Genomic DNA, 24,402 nt, shown 5'->3' on the forward strand with positions numbered 1-24,402 from the left:
GGCTGGTAACGGGATCTGCGGACAGGCGCCACGCGCGATTTGTCCGTGGCGGCTGGCCCGGGCCCGGACGCGAAGGTATAGTCGTCGTGAGGAATCCTCGCGGTTCGATCATGACGAAAAGGAGAGGGGCACGCATGACGCAACGACTTTGCAGCGCGATCTTGTTGACGCTGGCCGCCATGGCGGCGGTGGGATGCACGAATGTGACGGACAGGTACCAGGCGGTGGCGCCCGCGGTGTCGGCCACCAGTTGAGCCGCCAGCCGTAGCCTGAAGACGGAACGGGGCGCCTGTGCGCCCCGTTTCCATTGAACCGCGGGGGCGGTCAGCCCTGCGCGATCCGGCTCGCGATGTGCGCGAGGGCCTCTTCCACCTGATCCACCAGGATCAGGCACAGGTCGCCGGACGCAAGGCGGGCGAGGGCGGTGTCGATCGCCAGGAACTCGCCATGGATCTCTTCGATGCGCCTGCTGCGGGTGGCGTTGGCCAGGCCCTGCTGCAGCAGGGCCAGCACCTCGCCGTCGGCGCGGCCGCGCTGGCACTGGTCCTGGTAGAGCACCACTTCGTCGAACGCCTCGCCCAGGATCTCGGTCTGCATGCGGATGTCTTCGTCGCGCCGGTCGCCCGCGCCGCTGATCACCACGGAGCGCCGCTTGGCGGGCATGGCGTCCACCGCGCGCACCAGGGCCAGGATGGCGTCGGGGTTGTGGCCGTAGTCGGCGATCACGGTGGCGCCCCGATAGTCGAAGACGTTGAAGCGTCCGGGCGCGGTCTGGGCATCGTTGACGAAAGAGGCCAGGCCGCGGCGGATGACGTCCTCGTCCAGCCCCAGCGCCCATGCGGCGGCGATCGAGGCCATGGCGTTCTCGACCTGGAAGGTGATCGCGCCGTTGCGCGTGAGGGGTATGGCGGACAGCGGATAGCGGGTCTCGTCGGCGCCCTGCGCGGCGACGATCGCATCGCCATCGCGATACACGGCGCGCAGGCCTTGCGCGCGGTGCGTGGCCATCACGGGATGGTTCCGGTCCTCGGCGAAGTAGGTGATCGAGCCGGGGCAACTGGCGGCCATCTCGGCCACGATCGGGTCGGCCGCGTTCAGGACCGCGGTGCCGCCGGGGTGCACGTGCTGCACGATCACCCGCTTGACCACGGCCAGGTCTTCCACCGTGCTGATATAGCCCAGGCCCAGGTGGTCGCCCATGCCGATGTTGGTGACGATGGCCACGTTGCAGCGGTCGAAGGCCAGGCCTTCGCGCAGGATGCCGCCGCGGGCGGTTTCGAATACGGCCGCGTCCACGTCCGGATGCATCAGCACGCTGCGGGCGCTGCGCGGGCCGCTGCAATCGCCGGTGTCGATGCGCAGATTGTCCACGTATACGCCATCGGAGTTCGTCATGCCGACACGGTTGCCCGCCGCGCCCAGGATGTGGGCCGTCAAGCGCACGGTGGTCGTCTTGCCGTTGGTGCCGGCCACGGCCACCACGGGAATGCGGCCATCGTCGCCATCCGCGTACATGGCGGAAATGATGGCTTCGCCCACCGCCCGGCCCTTGCCGAACGAGGGGTTCAAATGCATGCGCAGGCCGGGCGCGGCGTTCACTTCCACCACGCCGCCATGCTGGTCCTCCAGCGGATACAGCACGCTCTCGGCCACTACGTCCACGCCGCAGATGTCCAGTCCGATCATGCGGGCCGCGGATACCGCGCGCGCCGCCATTTCGGGGTGCACCTCGTCGGTCACGTCGGTGGCCGATCCGCCGGTGCTCAGGTTGGCGTTGTTGCGCAGGAAGATCAGCGTGCCCGCGGGCGGCACGGAGTCGGCGTCGAAGCCTTGTTTCTTGAGCGTGGCGAGCGCGATGTCGTCGAAGCGGATCTTGGTCAGCGAGGTGGCATGGCCGTCGCCGCGCAAGGGATCGGCGTTGACCTGGTCCACCAGCTGGCGGATGGTCTGCTGCCCGTCGCCCGTGACCTGCGGCGGATCGCGGCGCGACGCCGCCACCAAAGCGCCGCCCACCACCAGCAGGCGGAAGTCATGGCCGGGAATGTAGCGTTCCACGATGACCTCGGAGCTGATCTCCTCGGCGGCTTCGAACGCCTGGATCACGCGTTCGCGCGTTTCGATGTTGACGGCGACGCCGCGTCCCTGGCTGCCGTCGCGCGGCTTGACCACGACCGGGCCGCCCAGTTCCTGCGCCGCCGCCCAGGCTTCCTCGGCGGTGGTCACCGAACGTCCCATCGGGACCGGCACGCCGGCGGCGTCCAGCAGCATTTTGGTCAGGTCCTTGTCTTGCGCGATGGATTCCGAAATGGCGCTGGTCCGGTCCGTTTCCGCGGCCTGGATGCGGCGCTGCTTGCTGCCCCAGCCGAACTGCACCATGCTGCCTTGCGTCAGGCGGCGGTAGGGAATGTTGCGCACGACGGCGGCGTTCACGATGGAGCCCGTGCTGGGCCCCAGGCGCACGTCCTCGTCCAGTTCGCGCAGGCGCTTCAGGGCGTCGGCCAGGTCGAACGGCGCATCGTCCAGCGCGGCGCGCACCAGCACTTGCGCCAGCTCCATCGCCAGCTTGCCCACTTCCTCCTCGCTGTATTCGACGACGACCTGGAACACTCCGGGTTCGATGGTGGAGGCGGTGCGGCCGAACGTGACGGGGCAGCCCGCATACGCCTGCATCGTCAGCGCGACGATCTGCAGCACGTGGGCGATGGACACCGCGTCCTGGTGGCCTTCGGGGCGCAGCAGTCCGAGTTGCGGCATGCGCGCGCGCAGGCGCGCTTCGAATTCAGGCAGGTTGTCGATGGAGCATTCGGCGTCGGCGCAAGAGACGATGGCCTCGATCGCGGTGTTCTTGCTCCACAGGTTGGGGCCGCGCAATGCTCGGATACGGGAAACTTCCATGGCAGGTATTCCTGTCTAGCTCACGCGCGCCCGCGCTCGGGCAGGGCGCGCGGATATTGTCAGTATTGCTGAATCCAGCGGCGGACCAGATCGATGGTGGGACCGGAGAACGCTTCGTCCGATTGCAGCAGCACGAAGTCGCCCGCGGCTATGCCGCCGAGCTGGCTTTCGATGGCCTTGCCGTGATCGGGCTCGTCCTGGATGTCCTTCACGCGGGCGCCTTGCTCCAGGCCCTGGCGCAGCAGCGCGCGAGCCTGGCCGGCAGGGCGCTTGCTGCGCACGGTGAGATCGTCGTAGAGCACGACCCGGTCGAATGCGTCGCCCAGCAGCCTGCCCTGTTCGATCAGGTCTTCGTCGCGGCGGTCGGCGCCGGCGGAATAGACGGCGGCGCGCACGGTGGACGGGAACTGGTCGATGGCGGCGATCAGCGGGCGCAGCGCCGAGGCGTTGTGCACGTCGTCCACCACGACGGTGGCGCCGTTGCGTTCGAACAGCGTGAATTGCCAGGGCGCATCCGCCTGGTCGATGTCGAAGGTTTCGATCCCGGCCCGGATCAGCTCTACCGGGATGTCCAGCGCCCAGGCCGCGCCGACCGCGGCCAGCACGTTCTCGACCTGGAACGCCACGCGGCCGCCGTGGGTCAGCGGAATGGCGGCCACGGCGGCCAGTTTTTCTTCGCGGGATCCCTGCGCCAGGACGATGCTGCCGTCGCGCACGTACACGGCACGGCGATCCTGCCGCAGGTGCTCGGCGATGGCGGGCAGGGCAGGGTCGATGCCGAAGAAGATCACGGCGCCGTCGCACAGCTCGGCCATCTCCACGACGCGCGGATCGCGCGCATTCAGCACGGCGGCGCCGGTCGGAAGCACCACGTCCACCTGAGTGCGGAACACGTTGAACATGCGCTCCGTTTCATTGATGTCGAAGTCGCCCAGATGGTCGGCGTCGTCGATATTGGTGACCACGCCCACCTGGCAGCGGTCGTAGGCCAGGCCCTGGCCCAGGATCACGCCGCTATCGTTTTCGATGACGGCGGCGTCCAGGTTGCGGTTCATCAGCAGGCGGGTGCCCGAATCGAAATCGGCGCGGTCGCCCTTTTGCACCAGGCGCCGGTCCAGGTAGAGGCCTTCGCTGCACGCCAGGCCGGTGCGCTTGCCCGACAGGTGCAGCAGGCGGGCCACCAGGCGCGCCACGACCGTCTTGCCGTTGGTGCCGGTCACGCCCACGATGGGGATGCGGCCGGTGTCACCGTCGGGGAACAGATGGTCGACGATGGCGCGGCCCACGGGGCGCGGCGTGCCGTCGGCCGGTTTTAGGTGCATCAGCAGGCCGGGGCCGGCATTGACCTCGACGATGGCGCCGCGCTGCTCGTCCAGCGGACGGGTGATGTCCTCGGCCACCAGATCCACGCCGGCGATGTCCAGGCCCACGATGCGCGCTGCCAGGGTCACCGTGGCGGCGACGCTGGGATGCACGCGGTCGGTCACGTCGAAGGCGACGTTGCCGCTGCGCTGCACCAGCACGCGCTGGCCTTCGGCCGGAACGCCGTCTTCGGTCAGGCCCTGGCGCGCGATTTCCAGCCGGGCGGCGGAATCCAGGCGCACCGGGTTCAGCGGGTGGTTCTCGGTGCGGCCGCGGCGCGGGTCGGTATTGATCTGGCTGTCGATCAGTTCGGTGATGGTGGACTTGCCGTCGCCCGTCACCCAGGCCGGCTCGCCGGCCGCAGCGGCCACCATGCGGTTGCCGACGACCAGCAGGCGGTGCTCGTTGCCCAGCACGAAGCGCTCGACGATCACGCCGCTGCCTTCGTCCACCGCCACGCGGTAGGCCGACACCACTTCATCGCGGGTCGTCAGGTTGGTGAACACGCCGCGGCCGTGATTGCCGTCATACGGCTTCACGACCACGGGCAGGCCGATGTCCTCGGCGGCTTCCCAGGCGTCTTCCTCGTTCTCGACAAGGCGGCCTTCCGGCACGGGCACGCCGCAGGTCGACAGCAGTTCCTTGGTCAGGTCCTTGTCGCGCGAGATGCCCTCGGCGATGGCGCTGGTGCGGTCGGTTTCGGCGGTCCAGATGCGGCGTTGCGCCGATCCGTAGCCGAACTGCACAAGGTTGCCTTCGAACAGCCGGATATAGGGAATGTCGCGGTCGTCCGCCGCATCCACGATGCAGGCGGTGCTGGGGCCCAGGCAATGCCTGTCGATCAGGCCGCGCAGTTTCGCGATGGTGGCGGGCACGTCGAACGGGCGGTCTTCGATGGCGGCCATGACCAGGTCGCGCGCTTCGTTCAGGGCTGCGCGGGTGACCTGTTCCTGCCAGGCGCGCACGACCACCTTGTAGACGCCGCGGACGGACGTTTCCCGGGCCTTGCCGAACCCGCCGCGCAGCCCCGCGAGATTCTGCAGCTCCAGCGTGACATGTTCGAGGATGTGGCCCGGCCAGGTGCCTTCCTTGACGCGCGACAGGAACCCGCCCCGCACCCCCGGACTGCAGCGATGCTCGATCAGCGTCGGCAACCATTCGGTCAGGCGTTCGTAGAAGCCGGGAATGGTATTGGAAGGGTAATCCTCCAGCTCGCCGATATCCACCCATGCTTCCAGGACCGGGCGATACGTCCAAATGTTCGGGCCGCGCAAAGCCACGACATCGAGAAATTCAATGTCTTTCTTTTTCATGTTTTAATTTGCTGAAGAAGCAGGTTGGCACGCGCGGACGCCCCTATGCAATACCGCGAATTTATTGGGGTTGCGACTTTAGAATAATGCCAACGAGTGGGGGATCCCAGATATTCCTAATTAGAAAAATCGGCTGATACTATACGACGCCTTCAGGGCGTGAACTCGTTGTGTTGTAAGGAAGGGACACGTTTCCCGCCCCTCCCGGTGGCGAACCGGTTGCCTCGTAGGGCAGAGTCCTGGCCCGGTATGCGTTCCAATGAAAAAACCACACCTGCTTTCCGGCCTTGCCGAAGCCTTTCCTGCCCGCTGGCGGGATGAAATCCGTGCCGAACTGGCGGATGGCGAAACACTGCTGGCCTCGGTTGAAACAGACCTGGATCAGCGCCTGAAGTTCCAGCCGGGCCTGGTTGCCGCCACCGACCGCCGCCTGCTGGCCCGGCGGCCCGACGATGCCGGCTGGGAATCCTGGCCATACGGCCCCCAATTGAGGCTCAGCCTGACCGACCATGCGGGCGCCGCGCAACTGGAGTTGCACGACGATTCCGCCCGCCTGGGCGTGTGGCGCTTCACTCTCGCCCGGAACCCCGCCGCGCTGCGCCTGCTGGCGCAGTTCGAAGCCCAACAGGCCATCCGCCTGTCCGGCCTGCAGGCGCAAGAGCCGGAGCAGCGCCACTGTACGATCTGCAATAACGTCATACCCGCGGGCGCCGAAGAGTGCCCGGCGTGCAACCAGGAACAGGCGGCGCCGTCGTCGACCTGGGCGCTGCTGCGCCTGTGGCGCTTCGCGCGGCCTTACCGCGGCCCCTTGCTGGCCGGTTTCCTGCTGACCCTGATGGGCACGGCGGCCACGCTTGTGCCGCCCTACCTGACGATGCCGCTGATGGACGACGTGCTGATCCCGTTCCAGAACGGCGCTCCCATCGACTACGACAAGGTCCGCCTCTATCTGGGCGGCCTGCTGGCGTCGGCCTTCCTGGCGTGGGGGCTGGGCTGGGCCCGGACGTACATCCTGGCCTGGGTCAGCGAGCGCATCGGCGCGGACCTGCGCACCACCACCTACGAACACCTGCAGCAGCTTTCGCTGGAGTATTTCGGCGGCAAGCGCACCGGCGACCTGATCTCGCGCATCGGCAGCGAAACCGACCGCATCTGCGTGTTCCTTTCGCTGCACCTGCTGGATTTCGCCACCGACATCCTGATGATCACCATGACGGCGGTCATCCTGGTGTCCATCAACCCCTGGCTGGCGCTGGTCACGCTCGTGCCGCTGCCCTTCATCATCTGGATGATCCACGCCGTGCGCGACCGGCTGCGCCACGGCTTCGAAAAGGTCGACCGCATCTGGTCCGAGATCACCAACGTGCTGGCCGACACGATCCCAGGCATCCGGGTGGTCAAGGCGTTCGCGCAGGAAAAGCGCGAGGTCGCGCGCTTTCGCGAGGCCAACAACCGCAACCTCGAAGTCAACGACCGCGTCAACACCACGTGGTCGCTGTTCTCGCCCACGGTCACGCTGCTCACCGAAGTCGGGCTGCTGGTCGTGTGGATCTTCGGCATCTGGCAGGTATCGCAAAAGCAGATCACCGTTGGCGTGCTGGCCGCGTTCCTCGCCTATATCGGGCGCTTCTACATGCGGCTGGATTCGATGAGCCGCATCGTGTCGGTCACGCAGAAGGCGGCCGCCGGCGCCAAGCGCATCTTCGATATCCTGGATCACGTTTCCAGCGTTCCGGAGCCGCAGAATCCTGCCAGGCTGCCGCACATCAATGGCCGCATCGAATTGCGCGACGTAGGTTTCCGCTACGGCAACCGCCAGGTCATCCGCGGCCTGAACCTGAATATCGCCCCGGGCGAGATGATCGGCCTGGTGGGCCACAGCGGTTCAGGCAAGAGCACCCTGATCAACCTGATCTGCCGCTTCTACGATGTGTCGGAAGGCGCTGTGCTGGTGGACGGCGCCGACATTCGGTCGGTGCGCGTGGCCGACTACCGGCGCAACATCGGGCTGGTGCTGCAGGAGCCGTTCCTGTTCTTCGGCACCATCGCCGAGAACATCGCCTACGGCAAGCCCGACGCCACGCGCGACGAGATCGTGGCCGCGGCGCGCGCCGCGCACGCGCACGAATTCATCCTGCGGCTGCCGCATGGCTACGACTCCCTGGTCGGCGAACGCGGCCAGGCGCTGTCGGGCGGCGAACGCCAACGCATTTCCATCGCGCGAGCGCTGCTGATCGATCCGCGCATCCTGATCCTGGACGAGGCCACCTCGTCGGTCGACACCACGACCGAAAAGGAAATCCAGAAGGCGCTGGACAACCTGGTGCGCGGACGCACCACGATCGCCATCGCCCACCGACTGAGCACGTTGCGCAAGGCGGACCGCCTGGTGGTGCTGGACCGAGGCCAGATCGTCGAGCAAGGGCCGCACGAAGAATTGATGGCCCGGGAGGGCGCCTACTATCGGCTCTACCAGGCGCAGGCGCGCCAGGCCGAAGCCGACGCGCAGGCGTCGGGCAGCGAAGACATGGCCGCCGTGGCCTGACGCGGAACCAGGATTATCGTCATGACCTTGCCGTCCTTTCAGCTGCGCCGCAATGCCTTCGGGCGCCTGGAATTCCAGGCTGCCGACGGCGACATCCATGAAGGGGTCATCCCCGTGCGTGCGTTTCCTATCAGCGAGGCGGGCCGCGGCCTGTCCCTGGTGACCGCCGACGGGCGCGAACTGGTCTGGATCGAACGCCTGTCCGACGTGCCCGCGCCGCAGCGCGCGCTGATCGAGGAAGAGCTGGAAAGCCGGGAGTTCATGCCCGAGATCCGCAAACTGGCCAGCGTGTCCACCTTTGCCACGCCCAGCACCTGGAAGGTCGATACCGACCGGGGGCCCACCTCGTTCATATTGCGCGGCGAAGAAGACATCCGCCGCCTGAGCCCCCAGACGCTGCTGATCGCCGACAGCCACGGCATTTTCTACCTGGTGCGCGACATCCAGTCGCTGGACAAGCACAGCCGCAAGCTGCTCGACCGCTTCCTGTAGGCACGGCCTGGCCCGTTCAATCCCCGGCGGGCCGCTTGAACGGCGTGTGCGTTTCCAGCTCTCCCAGATAGTCCGCCACCGCCTCCGTCTCCTCGTCCAGGAACGTCCGGATCGCATCGGCGAATCCCGGGTGCGCGACCCAGTGCGCCGACCATGTAGGCGTGGGCAGCAGGCCGCGCGCCATTTTGTGCTCGCCCTGCGCGCCGCCCTCGAAGCGGGCGAAACCGTGCGCGATGCAATAGGCGATGGCCTGCATGTAGCAGGTCTCGAAATGCAGGCCCGGCACATATTCGGTGGCGCCCCAGTAGCGGCCATAGAGCGCATCACCTCCTGCCAGGTTCAGCGCGGCGGCCACCGGCCGATCGCCGCGCTGCGCCAGGATCAGCACGAATGCCTCGGGCAGCTCGCGATGCGCGCGTTCGAAGAACTCACGGCTCAGGTAGGGCGGGTTGCCATGGCTGAAATAGGTGCGGCAATAGCACTCGTAGAAGAAGCCGAGTTCGTCGGCCCCGATCTCGGCGCCGCGGAGCCAGCGGTACGCCAGCCCGGCGGCCGCGACCTTCTTGCGGTCCTGGCGGATCTTCTTGCGCTTGTCGTGGCTCATGGCGGAAAGAAAAGCGTCGAAGTCCGCATAGCCCGGATTGGTCCAGTGGAACTGCACGCTTTCGCGCACCATGAAACCGGCCTCCCGCAGCGCCCGCATATCCGCGTCCGCGGGAAACAGCAGGTGCAGCGACGAGACGTTGATCTGCTCCGCGAAGGCGACCAGCCCGCGAACCAGGGTGTCGCGGTCTTCGTCGTTGCGCGCCAGCAGCCGCGGCCCCGTCACTGGCGTGAAGGGGATGGCCGACAGCAGCTTGGGGTAATAGCGCAGCCCATGGCGCTGGAAGGCGTCGGCCCAGGCGTAGTCGAACACATATTCGCCGCGCGAGTGGGATTTCAGATAGAGCGGCGCCGCCGCGGCCAGCGCGTCGTCGCGCCAGAGAGCCAGGTAGTGGGGCGCCCATCCCGTTTCCTGGGCCGCGCAGCCGGTTTCATGCAGCGCGCGCAGGAAGGCATGGCGCAGGAAGGGCTGGTCGCCCGCCAGCGCATCCCATTGCCGGGCGTCGATGCGGGACAGGTCGGTTTCTATGGTCAGGCTCAGGGAATCCATGTGCGAATGATAAAGTCTCCGTGGTTGCGCGGTGTTGACGCCGTTGCGGTTTTTATCGGGGAGCCGCCCCCGGCAGGGAATCGAGCATGGACATGAAGACGGTCCCGCCTTCGGGCGGAGAGGGGCAGGACTGCCTGCGCGGACTCGCGTTGGCGGCGCTGGCTGCCACGGCGTGGCAGGACAAGCTGGCTGGCGTGCGGGCCATCTCCGATGCCGCCGCGCTGGATTGCGGCAAGACCTTCGCGCCGTCCGCCGTCCTGCCGGGCCGTCCGCCGCTGCCTGAGCTGGTGGCGCCTTCCCAGGTCCGGCAGCGCTCCATGGCCACGCAAGAAGGGCGCGCGGCGCTGCTGCACGCGCTGGCGCACATCGAATTCAATGCCATCAATCTGGCGCTGGACATCATGTGGCGCTTCGCCGGCATGCCTGAAGCTTTTTACCGCGACTGGCTGCGCGTGGCGCGTGAAGAGGCCTATCACTTCGATCTGCTCAGGCAGCGTCTGGCCGCGATGGGCCACGCCTATGGCGATTTTCCCGCCCACAACAGCCTATGGGACATGGCGCAACGCACGCAGGACGACCTGCTGGCGCGGCTGGCGCTGGTGCCGCGCACGCTGGAGGCGCGCGGCCTGGATGCGTCTCCCGCGATCCGCGCCAAGCTGGCGGGGGCAGGCGACACGGACAGCGCCGCCATCGTCGACATTATCCTGGCTGATGAAATCGGCCATGTAGCCATCGGCAACCACTGGTACAAGCAGCTATGCGCGCAGGCGGGCAAGGACCCCGTTGCTTGCTATGCTGAACTAGCGCAGCGCTACGATGCGCCCCGGCTGCGCGGCCCCTTCAACCTGGAGGCGCGCCGGGCGGCAGGATTCGACGACGACGAGCTCGCAGCGCTGCAGGCGGGTTGAGACCATGGCCATCCTTATTCCCTTCCATACCGGCGCCTTGCTCGCAAGCGTCGCGCTAGCGCTGCTGGCGCAGGCATCCCAAGCCGCCGAACCGTTAGCCGCGTGCCTGGCGCAGTTGCGCGGGCCGGCGCTCAAGGCCGGGGTGTCGGGCGCTACGTTTGATGCCCATACCGCGGGCCTGGTCCCGGACATGGCGGTGATCGGCCTGCTGGACGCGCAGCCGGAATTCAAGACGCCCATCTGGGACTACATGGCTGGCCTGGTCGACGATGAGCGCGTGGCGGACGGCCAGGCGGGCATGGCGCGCTGGCAGGCCGAACTGGGCCGGGCGGCGTCCCGCTACGGCGTGGACCCGGCCACGGTCGTGGCCGTCTGGGGCGTGGAAAGCAATTACGGCCGCACGCTGGGCGGCAGGCCGCTGCTGACGTCGCTGTCGACCCTGTCCTGCTTCGGCCGCCGCCAGGCCTATTTCCGGGGCGAGTTCTACGCCACCCTGAAAATCATCCAGGACGAACACCTGGCGCCGGACCGCCTGTTGGGCTCATGGGCGGGCGCGTTCGGCCAGACCCAGTTCATGCCGTCGACCTATCTGCGGCTGGCGGTGGATTTCGACGGCGACGGCCGTCGCGACCTGGTCGACAGCGTGCCCGACGCGCTGGCGTCCACCGCCAACTTCCTCAAGCGCGCAGGATGGAACAGCGCGCTGGACTGGGGGTACGAAGTCAGGCTCCCCGCGGGGCTCGACACGGCCGGGGCAGGCCGCAAGAACAAGCGTCCGATGTCCTATTGGATGAAGCAGGGCGTGGCGCGCGCCGACGGCCAGCCTTTGCCCGCGGGCGACATCCCGGCCGGCCTGCTGCTGCCGGCGGGCAAGAATGGCCCCGCATTCCTGGTCACGCGCAATTTCGACGCCCTGTATTCCTACAACGCGGCGGAAAGCTATGCGCTCGCCATCGCTCACCTGTCGGACCGGCTGCGCGGCGCCGGACCGCTGGTCCAGGCCTGGCCGACCGACGACCCCGGCCTGTCGCGGGCCCAGCGGCGCGAGCTGCAGCGGCTGCTGATTGCCAGGGGCTATGACGTGGGCGAACCCGATGGGATGATCGGCGCCCGCACGCGGACCGCCCTGCAGGCGGCGCAGCGCGAGCTGGGCTTGCGCCCGGACGGCCGGGCCGGGCTGAAGTCGCTGCAAGCGCTGCAGGCCGGCACTGCGGGCAAGGCGGCGGACTGAACCGGCGCACAAGGACAAGCTTTGCAAAGATCCGCCGTCCGGGCCGCCGGATGACGCCCACGGCCGCGGGCAGGGGCCTATACTGATCCTCCGACTTTTCAGGAGCACGATGATGAGCCTATTGGATTCCTTGGCCTCGATGGCCGGCGGTGGTCAGCAAGGGGGCTCGGCATCGCTGCTGCCCGCGCTGATCGAGCAATTGAACAAGTACCCGGGCGGCCTCTCCGGCCTGATCGAAAGCTTCCAGAAGGGCGGCTTGAGCGAGATCGTGGCCTCGTGGGTGGGCACGGGCCAGAATCTGCCCGTCAGCGCCGACCAGCTGGGTTCCGTGCTGGATCCCGGCGTCGTGAACGAACTGGCGGCCAAGACCGGCCAGGATTCGGATTCGCTGCTGGGTTCGCTGTCCTCGCTGCTGCCGCAGCTGGTTGACCAGGCCACGCCCGACGGCGCCGTGCCGTCGAATTCCCAGTTCAACCCGGCCGACCTGCTGGCCTCGTTGTCGGGCCTGTTCGGCAACCGCGCAGGGTAATACCCATCGCCCGGCGGCCCGTGCAGGCGCCAGCGCCTGCTTCCCCTGGCCGGCGGCGCCTGTTGCGCGGCCTGGGCATGGCGGCGGTCGCCGCCGGCCTGTCCGCGTGCGCGCCGCCCTGGTCGGTGCAAAGCACGTTCTGGCAATTGTGGTCCAGCCATCTCTCGCTCTCGCCGCAAGCGTGGCGTGAACGCATTGCCGCCATGCATGGGCTGGGATTCCGCGAAATCATCATCCAATGGGTGGGGACGAGCGGCGGCTCCCAGCCTTGGCAGTTGCCCGCGTCCACGCTGGCGCTGATCTTCGACGAGGCTGAGCGCCTGGGGATGGGGCTGCAATTGGGCCTGCCCTACGATGAGCGCTGGTGGCGGCAGTTGGATGATCCCGACGACGCCGCGCTGGCCGCCTTTCTACGGGCCGCGCAGTCGCAGGCGCTGGCCTACGCCCAGGCCTCGGGCGCCACAGGGCGCGCCGCGTTCCGCGGTTGGTACATCCCTTACGAAATCGAGCAGCACAGCTGGGCCGCACCCGGCCGGCAGTCGCTTCTTGCGCAATGGCTGCGCGCGCTGTCCGATCCGCTCGCGCAACAGACCGGCCGCGCCTCCGCCATCTCCACGTATCACAGCAAATTGCCGGGAGCGCTGAGCCTGGCCGACCTGTGGAGCGGACTGTTGGACGCCGTCAGGCTGAGGCCCATGCTGCAGGATGGGGTGGGCGTGTCCGGCATGGCGGCATATGAGGCGCTGGCGCCTTTGCATCGCATGCTGCTGGCGCGGCGCGCGCCGTTCGACCTGGTCGTCGAGCTGTTCGAGGAGCTGCCGTCCGAACGCCAAGACGGCACCACCTTCAATGCGCGCTCGGCCGATGCTGCGCGCGTGCGCCGCCAGTTACTCATCGCGCGGCGCTACCGCGCGCAAAGCGTGATCGCGTTTGCCGCGGATCCCTGGCTGATCGGGCCTACGCCCGAGGCCGAGCGCTTGAGGCGGGAATGGCCGCCATAGGAGGCCTTCAAGCTCCAGTTCGTGTAGACAGGCCTTAGCGCGGCTGCGCCGCCGCCATGGCCTTGAGCTGCGCGCAGGTCTTTTCCTTGTCGGCCGCGCTCAGCGTGCCCAGTTGCGCCTTCGTCTCGCCGTATGACTGCGAGAAGGCGGAGTCGAAGTCCGCGGCGGACATGCCCTGGGCGCCGGTCGCGGTTTTCTGCTGTTGCTTCATCTGCTCGAGCTGCGCCGCCGTGTAGGCGTTGCAGTATTCGGCGGCGGCATGCATCTGGCCGCTCAGCGCGGCCAGGTTGGGCATTTGGCCCGGCATGGCCTGCTGGGCGAGCGCGCCGCCGCCCAGGGTCAGGGTGGCGGCCGCCAGGGCGATACGAACTTGTTTGAGAATCGGCAATTCAATCTCCAACGCGGTAAGAGGGATCGGGGTTGCACGCCCGGCGATCGCACTGCCTGCGTGGCGCGGAGCACTATGCCCGATTCATTGTTATAGGCTTATGAATCCATGTAATGATGTGTATCTGCCGCTCAGTACGACAGCGTCATGTTCATGAACCAGCCCTTCGCGCGGTCCGTCGCGCCGCCGCCGATGCTGGTGCGGTATTGCACCCCAAGGTCCAGATAGGAGCGCGGCGCGTTGTAGTGGTCTTCGCGGAACCAGTAGCGCACGTTGAAGCCGGGGCCTACGCCCAGCGACCAGGAACTGTCGTGGCTGGAAAGGACGACGGACTGGTTGCCGTAGACGGGCAGGTCGTTGAGTTTGGCCACGTCTTTCTGCCACAGCCAGTCGGCGCCGATGACCGCATAGGGGAACAGGACCAGCTTGTCGCTGATGCCGGTGGCGCGGAAGCTGCGGCCCACGCGCAGCTCGCCGGACAGGAAGGCCTGGTCGCGCTTGAGACGGCCGGAGGCGCTGCCCAGTTCCTGCTGGCGGTCGCCCTTGGAGTCCACCGAGTAGGCGGTGTAGCGGGCGCTATTGTCGTCCCAGGCGTAACCGGCCTGCGCATAGCCTTCGATGGTGAGCCAGCTGGGCACGTCCACGCGCAGTTCGCGGCCCTGGTAGTAGCCGTAGGTGATGTAGGTCATCCAGCCGCCGGCGTTGCCGTTGAGCTTGTAGCGCGCCACGGCGCTCTGGTCCTGCAGGTTCGGATAAGCGTCGTGGAAGGCCCGCTGCGCGTTGCACTGCACCGCGCTGGACTCTGGATAGGCATAGCCTTGGCGGGTGCCCGACCCCAGGTAGAAACGGCGTTCGATGCCGAAGGTCACGCCGGTATCGGCCAGCAGGTAGCGCAGGCCCAGCGCGCCGATCGTGCTAGGAATGCCGGAGGCCGTGCGATTGTCGCGGAAGCGCTCCTCGTCGTCGCGCTCGTCGGGCGTGCTCAGCCCGGTGCAGGGGTCCACGTTCCTGCGCGATTCGTACCTGCTGCCGCTGTCGTGCAGTGTGTTGGAACTGCGCGCATAGGCTTCCAGCATGCCCCAGCGGTTGTTCAGCTGCGGCGGGCGCCAGAAGATTTCCGCGGTGCTGAACACCACGTCGCCGGGCGTATTGATGGCGGCTCCGCCCAGGCTGGAGCTGGCTGGACGCGCGCCGCGGTACGACGCGGAAAACGAGGCGCCCCATTCACGCGACAGATTGGCGACGGCGCTGCGTGTGTTGTAGCGTTCCAGCGGCGTCAGGCCCATCTGGCCGGCATCGTCCTGGTCGATCGCCTGCTTGAGCGACTCTGTCGCGGCCCGGTTGTCGCCCATTGCCGATTGCGCATAGGCCTGGTCCAGGATAAGGCGCGGCGGCGCCTGGCCCGTTGCGCGCGCGGCGGCGAAGTCGGCCGCCGCCGCATCGGGCCGGCCCAGGCGTTGGCGCACATAGCCGCGTTGCGCCAGCAGTTGCGCCGATCCGGGCTGGCGGGCAATCTCGCCGTCGAGCCGCGTTTCCGCCTCGGCGGCCTGGGTCAGGTTGCCGGCGGCCAGCGTGGTCGTCAGCAACTGGGCGTAGCCCTCATTGTCCGGCGCCTGCGCCACGGCCTGGCGCGCCAGGGCGATCGCGCCCTGGAACTCGCCCTTGTCATAGGCTGCGTAGGCGCCGGCGGCGGCTTCGCTGCCCGCGGCGGGCGCTGCAGCCGCTGAAGCCGCCCGGGTTGCTTCGGTCTGCCGCTCGAACGCCTGCTGCCGGGAGAGCAGCGCGGTCTTGTTGGGAGCTCCGAGCGCCAGCGCGCTGTCGACCGCGCGGCTGGCTGCCTCGTATTGATGCTGGGCGCCCAGGGATTCGACCCATAGCAGCGCCCATTCGCCTTGCGTGGGCGCGGCGCGGAAGGCCCGCTCGGCGCCGGCTGCCGCCGCCGCGTAATCCTGGCGCGCATAGTCCGCATAGGCCCGCGCCGCCATCGGATAGGCCCGCTGATAAGCGGTTTTCGGCGCCGGCTTCGGGGCAGGCTTCGAAGCCGCTTGCGGCGCGGGCGGGGAAGGCTGCGCGGCGCCGGCCGTGGCCGGCGGGCGCCGCAGGTTGGCCTGGGCCTGGCGCAGTTCGGAAGTGCCCAATCCGTCGGCGATCGCCGCGTCGGCCGCGCGCGCCGCCTCCTGGCGCTTGCCCTGCTTTTCCAGGGAATACACCAGCAGCAGCCGCAGTCGTGCCACGTCGGGCCGCAGCCGGATGGCGTTCTCGGCCATGACCTGCGCCGTTTCGTAATGTCCGGCGTCGTATTGCTTGTAGGCCTGGTCGGCGAGCTGGTAGGCATCGCCTTCCAGCGGGCGCTCGGCGGCGGCCTTGGCTTGCGCGGCCGCCTCGGGCGCCGCTGCCGCGCACGTCAGCAGGGCGGCGAATGCCAGCGAGCGGGAAAGAGCGGTCATGGAGGGGATGGCCTGTGCGATAGCGGGTCCGCGGAGGGCGCGCCCTGCGCCGGCGCACCTTGCTGGAACGACAGGGCCTCGCGCAGCGTGCTTTCATCGAGCCAGCCCTGCTCCATGAGGATCTCGCCCAAGGGCCGCTTCTCGCGCGCCTGCATCTCCAGCGCCCGCTCCAGCATGGCGTGGTCGATCGCCTGCCAGGACAGCAGCAGATCGCCCAGGCGCTGGCGCTGCTGCGTCAACTGGTCCGTGGAGGGAAAGTCGTGCATGGTCTTGTCCCAGGCCAGGCGCTTGCCTGTGATCAGGTGGCCGATGAACAGCCGCCAGGCCCTCGCCGCCGCCATGGCGTTGATGAAGTTGCCCACGATCATCCGCGGCATGGACAGCAGCGCATGTTCCCAGCCGTACATGCGGTGGACGAAATAGGCGCGTTGCGCCACCCGCAGCAGCAGCGCCACGGCATTGACCCACATCAGCGTCACCAGCCAGCCGCCCGGCCGGAAGTACGACGGGTAATACACCGTCCACCAGCCGAAGAGATCCGCCAGATAGAAGACGAAGAAGTTGGCCAGCAGCAGATAGGCCAGGATCGCGATGAACGAGGTGACCAGCCCCTTGCGGTCGCGGAACAGCAGGTACTTGGTGGCCAGCGATCCGGTCCACCCGACCTGCTGCCAGCCCTGCAGGCCGATGCCCAGGGTCCAGCGCGCCTTTTGCCGGTAAGCGGTGCGGAAAGTATTGGGAAAGTACTCCCGCACGCCCAGCGGCATCGCGACCGTCGAGATCTTTTCCGGCCCGGCGCCGAACCACGAGCGGCGCCGCGTGACGTACTCGACCTGGAACTTGCCGAAGATCTGGCGCATGCCGCGCTGGGCCAGGCGGGCGCCGATGTCGTAGTCTTCCGTCAGGGTGTCGGTGTTGAAGGGCTGGTTGTCGGTCTCCGCCGCCAGTTCGGTCAGGGCCCGGCGCGAGAAGCAGGTGCCCACACCGGCGGAAGGCACCATCTTGGACAGGCTTTCTCGCACTACCAGGTCCTTGGTGTGCCATTCCGCGAATTCGTCCATGTAGGTGCCGGCGACCAGCTCGTACCAATGCCGCTCCAGCGACGTCACGGGCAGCTGGATGAAGTCGATGCGCGGCAGCAGGTAGTTGTAGTACTTCAGTTCCAGCGGGTGCAGCACGTCTTCGCTGTCATGCAGGATCACCCCGGCGAAGGGCGCGGGCTGCCGCGCGTCCTGCGCGAAGATGGCCTGCACGATCCAGTTCAGGCAGTCGGCCTTGCAGGTCGGGCCGTCGTGCGGCACCTCCACGCGTATCAGCTGGCGGTAGCGGCGCCGCATCCGTTCCACCTCCCTGATCGTGCGCTCGTCGTTCTGGTAGGTGCCGGCGAAGATCATGTAGTTCTTGTATTCCAGCGTGGACACCATGGTCTCGAGCATCGACGCGATCACGTCGTACTCCAGCCAAGCCGGCACCATGATCGCCAGCGGCTGCTCCGGTTTGGCGCGCAATTGCTCGGCCGTCAGCGGGGCGTAGCGGCGCTTGACCGTCAGCGACCGGCGCAGTTGGCGGAACCAGTACCAGCCGTCGATGAACAGGTCGTCCAGGCTCGACAGCAGGATGATCACGCCGACCACCGCGGTCACGATCTCCAGGCCGCGGTAGTAGTCGGCGACGAAGTAGGGCCAGTAGAGCGAGGACATGGCGCCGGCGCCTCCGGGTTATTTGTTTTCCTTGTTGTTCTTGCGGTTCACCCGCAGGGCCACGATCAGGATCAGGAGCAGAACCAGCAGCCCGATGCTGATCGCGGGCACGCTCCACGAAAGGTAGCGGCGCCATTCGAAGAAGGCGCTTTCGCCCGCGCCGGGCGGATGGCTGGCGGCCGGATTGGCGCTGTCGATCCAGGCCAGCGGCCCCGCCGCGCCGATGATCGCGACATTGCCGCGGTTCAGCACGAAGGGGGCGTCCAGCACGCCGGGCTGCTGGCCCAGCGCATGCCACAGCACGCCGCTCTGGCCTCCCGCGCTCACGACCTCGGCCGTGCTCAGATGGTCCAGGCCAGAGATATCCAGCCAGGGCGCGTTCTTGCCGTCCACCGTCAGCTGCTTGCGATCCGTGACCTTGACCAAGGGCTTGGCGCCGTCCAGCGCCACCTCCATCGCCAGGAACGGCCGGCCGGGCTTGGCCGCCTGTCCGGCGGGCGCAAGGGACAACTGGGCGCGGGTGGCCGACAGGCCGCTGGCCGAGGCGATGCCGATGACCCGCTTGATATTGCCGGGCGCGTCGGCCAGGTAGCTGTCGGGAACGATCAGCTGGGGATTGCCCGCCAGCAGCGGCAGCAGCCCGACGAAGGTGCCGTCGGGCTCCGCGCTGCCGGACTTCACGTAGCTGGTCGGCAGCACGTTCACCGGGTAGCCCTGCGGGATCTCGTTGCAGTCCACCGATACCGGCTGGCGCTGGAACGTGACCCGCACGGCGTTGGCCACGCCCAGCGCATAGCCGGGCACGCGCGCGGTTAGGCGCTCGGGCTTGCCTGTTGCCTCCAGCTGCTTGGCGGCCAGCAGAACGCCATTCCAGAATACCGAGGCCACGGGGCGCGTGGCCGACGCGCCGGGCGCGGCCGCCAGGTCCATGACCAGCTCGTCGGGCATGTTGCCGTCGGCGGAAACGGCCGCCAGCGGAAAGGTGATGTTCCAGTCGCCGCGGGCCACCACGTCGAAGCTGGACGGGGAGCCCCCGAGGGTCGTCAGCCGCAGGCCGCCGTCCTCGAACGCCTGCGGCGCCGTCGCGGCGTGGACCTGCACCTGGCGGGTCACCAGGATACGGCGCCAGGCCGTGTCGAAGGCCCCGGCGGCCTGCGCCCCGGCATCGCCCGCCACCGCGATAACCGCCTGGCGGCCCAGCGGCAGCACGCGGATTTCCCTGGACTGCAGGTCCTGGCCCGCCAGCGGCATGCGCCGGCCGCGCCAAGCCTTGAAGGCTTCGGCTGCATCGGCATCCGCCGCCAGCTGCGCCTGCAATGCGTCCAGCGCTTCGTTGTAGCGGGCGCGCAGGTTGGCGTCCGCGATCACCACATCGCCGCTGACGGCGGGGGCGCCCATGACCAGCAGCGCGCCGATCTCGGCGGGATTGGCGAGCTTGTGCTTTTCGTTGCCAGCCACCGCGGCAAATGCGGGAACCTGCCCCAGCCCGTTCGGGACCTGGAGGCCGCGCGTGTCGATCTCGTCGCCGACGGCGGGAAACCCCCTGACCGCCACGTGCTTGCCGCTGCGCTCCATGGCCACGCCCATGCGCCAGGCGCTGTCGAAAGCCTGCTGATCGAGCTTGTTGCCCGACACCATCAGCACCGGCTTGCCCGGCAGCATGCCCCAGGCGTCGTCCAGGCTGTCGATCGCCGAGGCGTCGTAGCGGTAGCTCAAGTGCGTGCGCGGCGAAATCGTCAGCGCGTTGGCGGTGGCGCGGTTGCTCTCGCAGCGGCGCAACGCGATCTCCGATTGCCAATCGACGCCCAGGCGCAGGAAGCCGGTTTCTCGGCTGCGCCGTTCCACGTTCAGGCTGCGGGCGACCGAGCCTTCGCCGTCGGCGATGCGCTGCGCGGCTTGAGGCACGCCGTCCACCCACAGCACCATGCTGGTACGTCCTGGCTCGCCCTTGGTGTATCGGGCGTCGAAACTGAGAGCGGCGTCCGAGATCGGCACGCCGCGCGGCACCGGCAGGTAGAACTCCTGGCGCGCATCGCTATTGCTCAGCACCACGGGCTCTCGGATGCCCAGGTCTTGCAGGCTGACGTCCCGCGTAACCCAGCCGTCGTCCTGCAAGCGGCGCAAGGCATCGCCCGCGGGGCTGGCCAAGGCCCCCAACGGGAGCAGCAGCCCGGCGGCCATCAAGGCGCGGCGGAGAGTACGGGCAGCGGAGGAATGGGAGGCGTTGGGCATGGAGGCTCCGGGCTGAAGTGCGTCACGGGCGCGCGTGCCAAATAGGGAAAGGACTTGCATCGCGAGAGCGGCCCTCCAAACGCCAGTGGCATTTACTTGCGTCGATTATGGATTGAAATCATTCGTAATATGTGACGGATTATTTCCTTGAGAAATGGATGCGCCGAAATATGCGGTCACTGGCCGAGGCGGCAAGACGTCCGCAGAGAGGGCAACCAGTCGTTACTTTGTCGCGCGGCGCGCGCTGTCGCCCGCCTGCAACATGGGGGCCACGGCGCTCGCGCCGCCTCACGGAACGGGCGGCGCGCCGGCAGGCGCACGCCACAAGGTGACGCGATCGCGCCCGGCCTGCTTGGACGCATACAGCGCCTCGTCGGCGCGCTGGATCACGGCTGCGCTCGTGGCGCCATCCGCGGGCCACAAGGCGACGCCGATCGACACCGTAACCCGGCCCACGCCCTCTGGCATTTCCTGCCCCGCGACGGCCGCGCGCAGGCGTTCGGAGACCTCGGCGGCGAGCTCGGCCGATCCGGTAGGCAGCAAGGCGATGAACTCCTCGCCACCCACCCGGAAGGGCCGGTCCTGGCCGCGCAGTCCGCCCCGCAGCGCATGCGCCAGCGCGATCAGCACCTCGTCGCCGATGCTGTGGCCATAGGTGTCGTTGATGCGCTTGAAATGGTCCAGGTCCAGGGCAATGACCGCGAAGGGCGTCTGCTTGTCGGCATACTCCGCGAGCGCTTCGTCCAAGGCCCGGCGGTTCATCAATCCGGTCATCGGATCCGTCAGCGTCTGCCGGTTCAGTCGTCCCACTTCGCGCCGGTGCTGCGCCAACTTGGCCTTGACCGCCTCGCGCAGCGTGTCGGCCTCCGTGTACCAGGCATTGAGCCGGTTCAGGTCCTGGCCGGCATTCTTGCCGGCCGCCATGGCGCGGGTGAGCCGCGACAAGGGCCGGGCGATCGCATAGGCCAGGGCGCAGACCAGCGCCAGCGTGAACACGAAGGCCGGTATCGAGAAGCGCAGCGATTCCGCCAGCAGGGCGCGAACCGGGGAGAGAACCTGGTCGAGCGTTCGCTGGGTGACGATCGCCCAATTGCCCTTTTCCAGGGGCGCGTAACCGGTGAGTATGGTGTTGCCCTCGGCATCCTCCAGGGACGCCGCGCCGGCTTGCCGGATTGGAGCGAGATTGGCCAGCACGAGCGCCGTGTGCGCTTCATGCCTGCGATACAGCACTTCGCCGGTGTTGCTGACCAGGAACACCGAGGCAGCGTCGGTGGGCGCCTGGCCGCTGATCACGCGGTCCATGCCGCTGCCGTCGTCCAGGGCGACCAGCATGGCCAAAAAGCCCGGGGAGCCGCCGGGCCCGTGCGCCACCGGCTCGACCAGGATCAGGGCTGGGCCAGCATCGCCGGGGAGCCGCGTCACCCATTCGCCCGCGCGCAGCTCGCGCACGCCCAGGTCGGCAAGGCGCCGGATGCCGCCCTCTGGCGCTGCGGCCTGTGCGGTGCTTGCGGCGATGCGGCCCGCGCCGTCGGCGAGCCATACGGAGTCCACGGCATCCGCCTGGCTGGCCAGGCGATGCAATTCGTCTTGCAGCGCTGGCGCATCGTGCTCTTGCGCTGCCAGGCGCTGCGCGCCCGCGTGCAACAGCCGGTGCACCGCGCCAACGTAGATATTCACGACCTCGGCGAGCTTTTCGGCATAGGCGCGGTTGGACGCCAGCGAATTCGCGATCACCTGCGCCTTCTGCACCTGATAGCCTGAGTACAGGGCGTTGACGAAGCCCACCGAGACGCTGAGCACCGCAAGCGCGGTCAGTACGGCAAGCAGGCCGACCTTGCGCCTGCCGCTGGATGTCCCGCCTGGCTGTCCGGTCATCGGTGCTCCCGCATTGGACTTGCATCGAAGGATTGAAGGCGCCGTGGCTCAGGTCCGCCAGCAGCGATTCGACGCTGGCGCAGCGCATGGGCGCAGTTGCATTTGTAGCATCCATGATTGATACCATCGAAAACTTGTGTAGGATTTATGCATCGCCGGGCGTTTCGCGCAATGGCCAGGCGCACAGCCTTCTGCATACGCGTGACCTCATTGCCTGACTGAGCGGCCCTACCGCGCCGCTTATCCAAACCCCCGTCTGGAGGCAAGTCATGATGAAGCCCCCCCGCAGTGCGTACGTCCCTTCCGAATTCCAGGCGCGCCGATCCCTTTGCGCCAAGGCGCCGAGGCACCGGCTGGCGCAAGCGGCGCTGACGGCGTTCGCGGTATCGATGGCAGCCGGCGCGTGGGCGGCAGAGCAACCCAAACCCGCCGAGACCGCGACCAAGGATGCCAACGCGGCGTTGTTGAAGGCGCTGCCGTTCTCGGACAAGACCTCCTTCGAGCTGGCGCACAAAGGCTTCATCGCTCCCTTGCCCGCGGGCATGATCAAGGGAGCGCAGGGCAACCTGGTGTGGGATCCGGCCAAATACGATTTCATCAAGGAGGGCGCGCCGGCTCCCGACACCGCCAATCCCAGCCTGTGGCGGCAGTCCCAATTGCTGAATATCTCGGGGCTCTTCCAGGTCACCGACGGCATCTACCAGGTGCGCAACTACGACCTGTCCAACATGACCATCGTCGAAGGCAAGGAAGGCCTGACGATCATGGATCCGCTCATTTCCACCGAAACGGCCAAGGCCGCCCTGGATCTCTACTATCAGCACCGTCCCAAGAAGCCCGTAGTGGCAGTGATCTATACGCACAGCCACGTGGACCACTACGGCGGCGTGCGCGGCGTGGTGGACGAGGCGGACGTCAAGGCTGGCAAGGTCAAGATCTACGCGCCGCTGGGCTTTCTGGAGCATGCCGTGGCCGAGAACGTCATGGCGGGCACCGCGATGAGCCGCCGCGCCAGCTATATGTACGGCAACCTGCTGCCGCCCAGCGCCACGGGGCAGGTCGGCGCGGGCCTGGGCACCACAACTTCCGCCGGCACGGTCACGCTCATACCGCCCACGGACATCATCGAGAAGACGGGCGAAACGCGCACCATCGACGGACTCACATACGAATTCCTGTATGCGCCGGGCAGCGAGGCGCCTGCCGAGATGCTGTACTACATCAAGGAAAAGAAGGCGCTGAACACGGCCGAGGACTCCACCCATACGCTGCACAACACCTATTCGTTGCGCGGCGCCAAGATCCGCGATCCGCTGGCGTGGTCGAAGTACCTGAACGAAGCGCTGGCCCTGTGGGGCGACGACGTCGAGGTGATGTACGCCATGCACCATTGGCCCGTGTGGGGCAAGAAGGAGGTCCAGGAGCAGCTGGGCATGCAACGCGACATGTACCGCTACATCAACGACGAGACCTTGCGCCTGGCCAACATGGGCTACAACAAGGAGGAGATCGCCGAACGGGTCAAGCTGCCCGAGGCCATCGCCACCAAGTTCTCCAACCGGGGCTACTACGGTTCGGTCAACCATGATGTGCGCGCAACCTACGTGCTCTATCTCGGCTGGTTCAATGGCAACCCGGCCACGCTGCATACGCTGCCCATCCAGGAGGCTTCCAAGCGCTACGTGGACATGATGGGCGGCATTCCGGCCATCCTGAAGAAAGCCCGCAAGTACTACAAGAAGGGCGAATACCGCTGGGTGGCCGAAGTCGTGAATTACGCGGTTTTCGCCGACCCAAACAACCAGGAGGCCAGGAATCTGCAGGCCGACGCGCTGGAGCAGATGGGATACCAGGCTGAAAGCGGGCCGTGGCGCAATTTCTACCTGACCGGAGCCAAAGAGCTGCGCGAAGGCGTGCAGAAGCTGCCCGTTCCGGATACGGCCAGCCCGGACACGGTGCGCGCGATGACGCTCGACATGCTGTTCGATTACTTCGCAGTGCGCCTGAACCGCGACAAGGCCGCGGGCAAGCACGTCGTCCTCAATCTCGACTTCACCGATACCCAGCAGAAGTACATGCTGGAAATGGTGAACAGCGTGCTCAACCACACCGAAGGCAAGCAGTCGAAGGAGCCGACGGCCAGCATGACGCTCAGCCGCGATACCCTCAATCGCATGATGCTCAAGGAAATGACGCTCAAGGACGCCATTGCCAAGGGGGATGTGAAGGTGACGGGCGACCAGCAGCAGATCACGGACATGTTCGCCGCGCTCGACAATTTCGAGTTCTGGTTCAACATCGTGACGCCCTGAGGAAGGCTCCGTCATGGCC

General features: G+C 67.5%; 15 protein-coding genes. 7 read left to right on the plus strand and 8 right to left on the minus strand.

Annotated features, from left to right (window positions below):
* Positions 1 to 324: 324 nt before the first annotated feature.
* Positions 325 to 2,895, minus strand: a complete 2,571-nt coding sequence (gene cphA, locus JL37_RS07225; protein ID WP_043542955.1) for a cyanophycin synthetase — start codon at positions 2,893 to 2,895, stop codon at positions 325 to 327.
* A gap of 59 nt (positions 2,896 to 2,954) precedes the next feature.
* Positions 2,955 to 5,570: a cyanophycin synthetase gene (gene cphA, locus JL37_RS07230; protein ID WP_043542956.1), complete on the minus strand. Its 2,616-nt coding sequence runs from the start codon at positions 5,568 to 5,570 to the stop codon at positions 2,955 to 2,957.
* Between the two features lie 259 nt (positions 5,571 to 5,829).
* On the opposite strand from cphA (JL37_RS07230), the gene JL37_RS07235 reads away from it, so the two are divergent.
* Positions 5,830 to 8,115, plus strand: coding sequence for an ABC transporter ATP-binding protein (locus JL37_RS07235; RefSeq protein WP_043542957.1), 2,286 nt, complete (start codon positions 5,830 to 5,832; stop codon positions 8,113 to 8,115).
* Positions 8,116 to 8,136: 21 nt separating this feature from the next.
* On the plus strand, positions 8,137 to 8,607 hold the full coding sequence (locus tag JL37_RS07240; protein WP_043542958.1) for a DUF1854 domain-containing protein: 471 nt from the start codon (positions 8,137 to 8,139) through the stop codon (positions 8,605 to 8,607).
* 16 nt (positions 8,608 to 8,623) lie between these two features.
* Here the strand turns inward: JL37_RS07240 and JL37_RS07245 are convergent, their stop codons facing one another.
* The gene (locus JL37_RS07245; protein WP_043542960.1) at positions 8,624 to 9,760 is read right to left on the minus strand and encodes a GNAT family N-acetyltransferase; all 1,137 of its coding nucleotides are present in this window, start codon (positions 9,758 to 9,760) and stop codon (positions 8,624 to 8,626) included.
* 86 nt (positions 9,761 to 9,846) lie between these two features.
* Here JL37_RS07245 and JL37_RS07250 point away from each other — a divergent pair, with 86 nt between their 5' ends.
* The 4 genes from JL37_RS07250 to JL37_RS07265 all read left to right on the plus strand — a co-directional run bounded on the left by JL37_RS07250 (position 9,847) and on the right by JL37_RS07265 (position 13,429).
* On the plus strand, positions 9,847 to 10,668 hold the full coding sequence (locus JL37_RS07250) for a ferritin-like domain-containing protein (protein WP_043542961.1): 822 nt from the start codon (positions 9,847 to 9,849) through the stop codon (positions 10,666 to 10,668).
* Positions 10,669 to 10,672: 4 nt separating this feature from the next.
* On the plus strand, positions 10,673 to 11,899 hold the full coding sequence (locus JL37_RS07255; RefSeq protein ID WP_043542962.1) for a lytic murein transglycosylase: 1,227 nt from the start codon (positions 10,673 to 10,675) through the stop codon (positions 11,897 to 11,899).
* 112 nt (positions 11,900 to 12,011) lie between these two features.
* Entirely contained in the window at positions 12,012 to 12,428 is a 417-nt protein-coding gene (locus JL37_RS07260) for a YidB family protein (RefSeq protein WP_043542963.1), read from the plus strand.
* Between the two features lie 77 nt (positions 12,429 to 12,505).
* Complete coding sequence (locus JL37_RS07265) at positions 12,506 to 13,429, plus strand: DUF4434 domain-containing protein (protein WP_052096932.1); 924 nt, start codon at positions 12,506 to 12,508, stop codon at positions 13,427 to 13,429.
* Between the two features lie 34 nt (positions 13,430 to 13,463).
* Here the strand turns inward: JL37_RS07265 and JL37_RS07270 are convergent, their stop codons facing one another.
* The 5 genes from JL37_RS07270 to JL37_RS07290 form a co-directional block, all read right to left on the minus strand.
* Complete coding sequence (locus tag JL37_RS07270) at positions 13,464 to 13,817, minus strand: hypothetical protein (protein ID WP_231570309.1); 354 nt, start codon at positions 13,815 to 13,817, stop codon at positions 13,464 to 13,466.
* A 131-nt stretch (positions 13,818 to 13,948) separates the two neighbouring features.
* On the minus strand, positions 13,949 to 16,264 hold the full coding sequence (locus tag JL37_RS07275; RefSeq protein ID WP_043542965.1) for a hypothetical protein: 2,316 nt from the start codon (positions 16,262 to 16,264) through the stop codon (positions 13,949 to 13,951).
* A complete protein-coding gene (locus JL37_RS07280) occupies positions 16,261 to 17,964 on the minus strand; it encodes a glycosyl transferase family protein (protein ID WP_043542966.1) in 1,704 nt (567 codons plus the stop codon). The genes JL37_RS07275 and JL37_RS07280 overlap by 4 nt, the downstream gene beginning before the upstream one ends.
* Before the next feature lie 18 nt (positions 17,965 to 17,982).
* Positions 17,983 to 20,196: a cellulose biosynthesis cyclic di-GMP-binding regulatory protein BcsB gene (locus JL37_RS07285; RefSeq protein WP_043542968.1), complete on the minus strand. Its 2,214-nt coding sequence runs from the start codon at positions 20,194 to 20,196 to the stop codon at positions 17,983 to 17,985.
* A gap of 288 nt (positions 20,197 to 20,484) precedes the next feature.
* The gene (locus JL37_RS07290; RefSeq protein ID WP_052096921.1) at positions 20,485 to 22,071 is read right to left on the minus strand and encodes a diguanylate cyclase; all 1,587 of its coding nucleotides are present in this window, start codon (positions 22,069 to 22,071) and stop codon (positions 20,485 to 20,487) included.
* 389 nt (positions 22,072 to 22,460) lie between these two features.
* On the opposite strand from JL37_RS07290, the gene JL37_RS07295 reads away from it, so the two are divergent.
* Positions 22,461 to 24,383, plus strand: coding sequence for an alkyl sulfatase dimerization domain-containing protein (locus tag JL37_RS07295; RefSeq protein WP_052096934.1), 1,923 nt, complete (start codon positions 22,461 to 22,463; stop codon positions 24,381 to 24,383).
* The last annotated feature ends 19 nt before the right edge of the window (positions 24,384 to 24,402 follow it).

Source organism: Achromobacter sp. RTa, assembly GCF_000757485.1.
Taxonomy (GTDB): domain Bacteria; phylum Pseudomonadota; class Gammaproteobacteria; order Burkholderiales; family Burkholderiaceae_B; genus Achromobacter.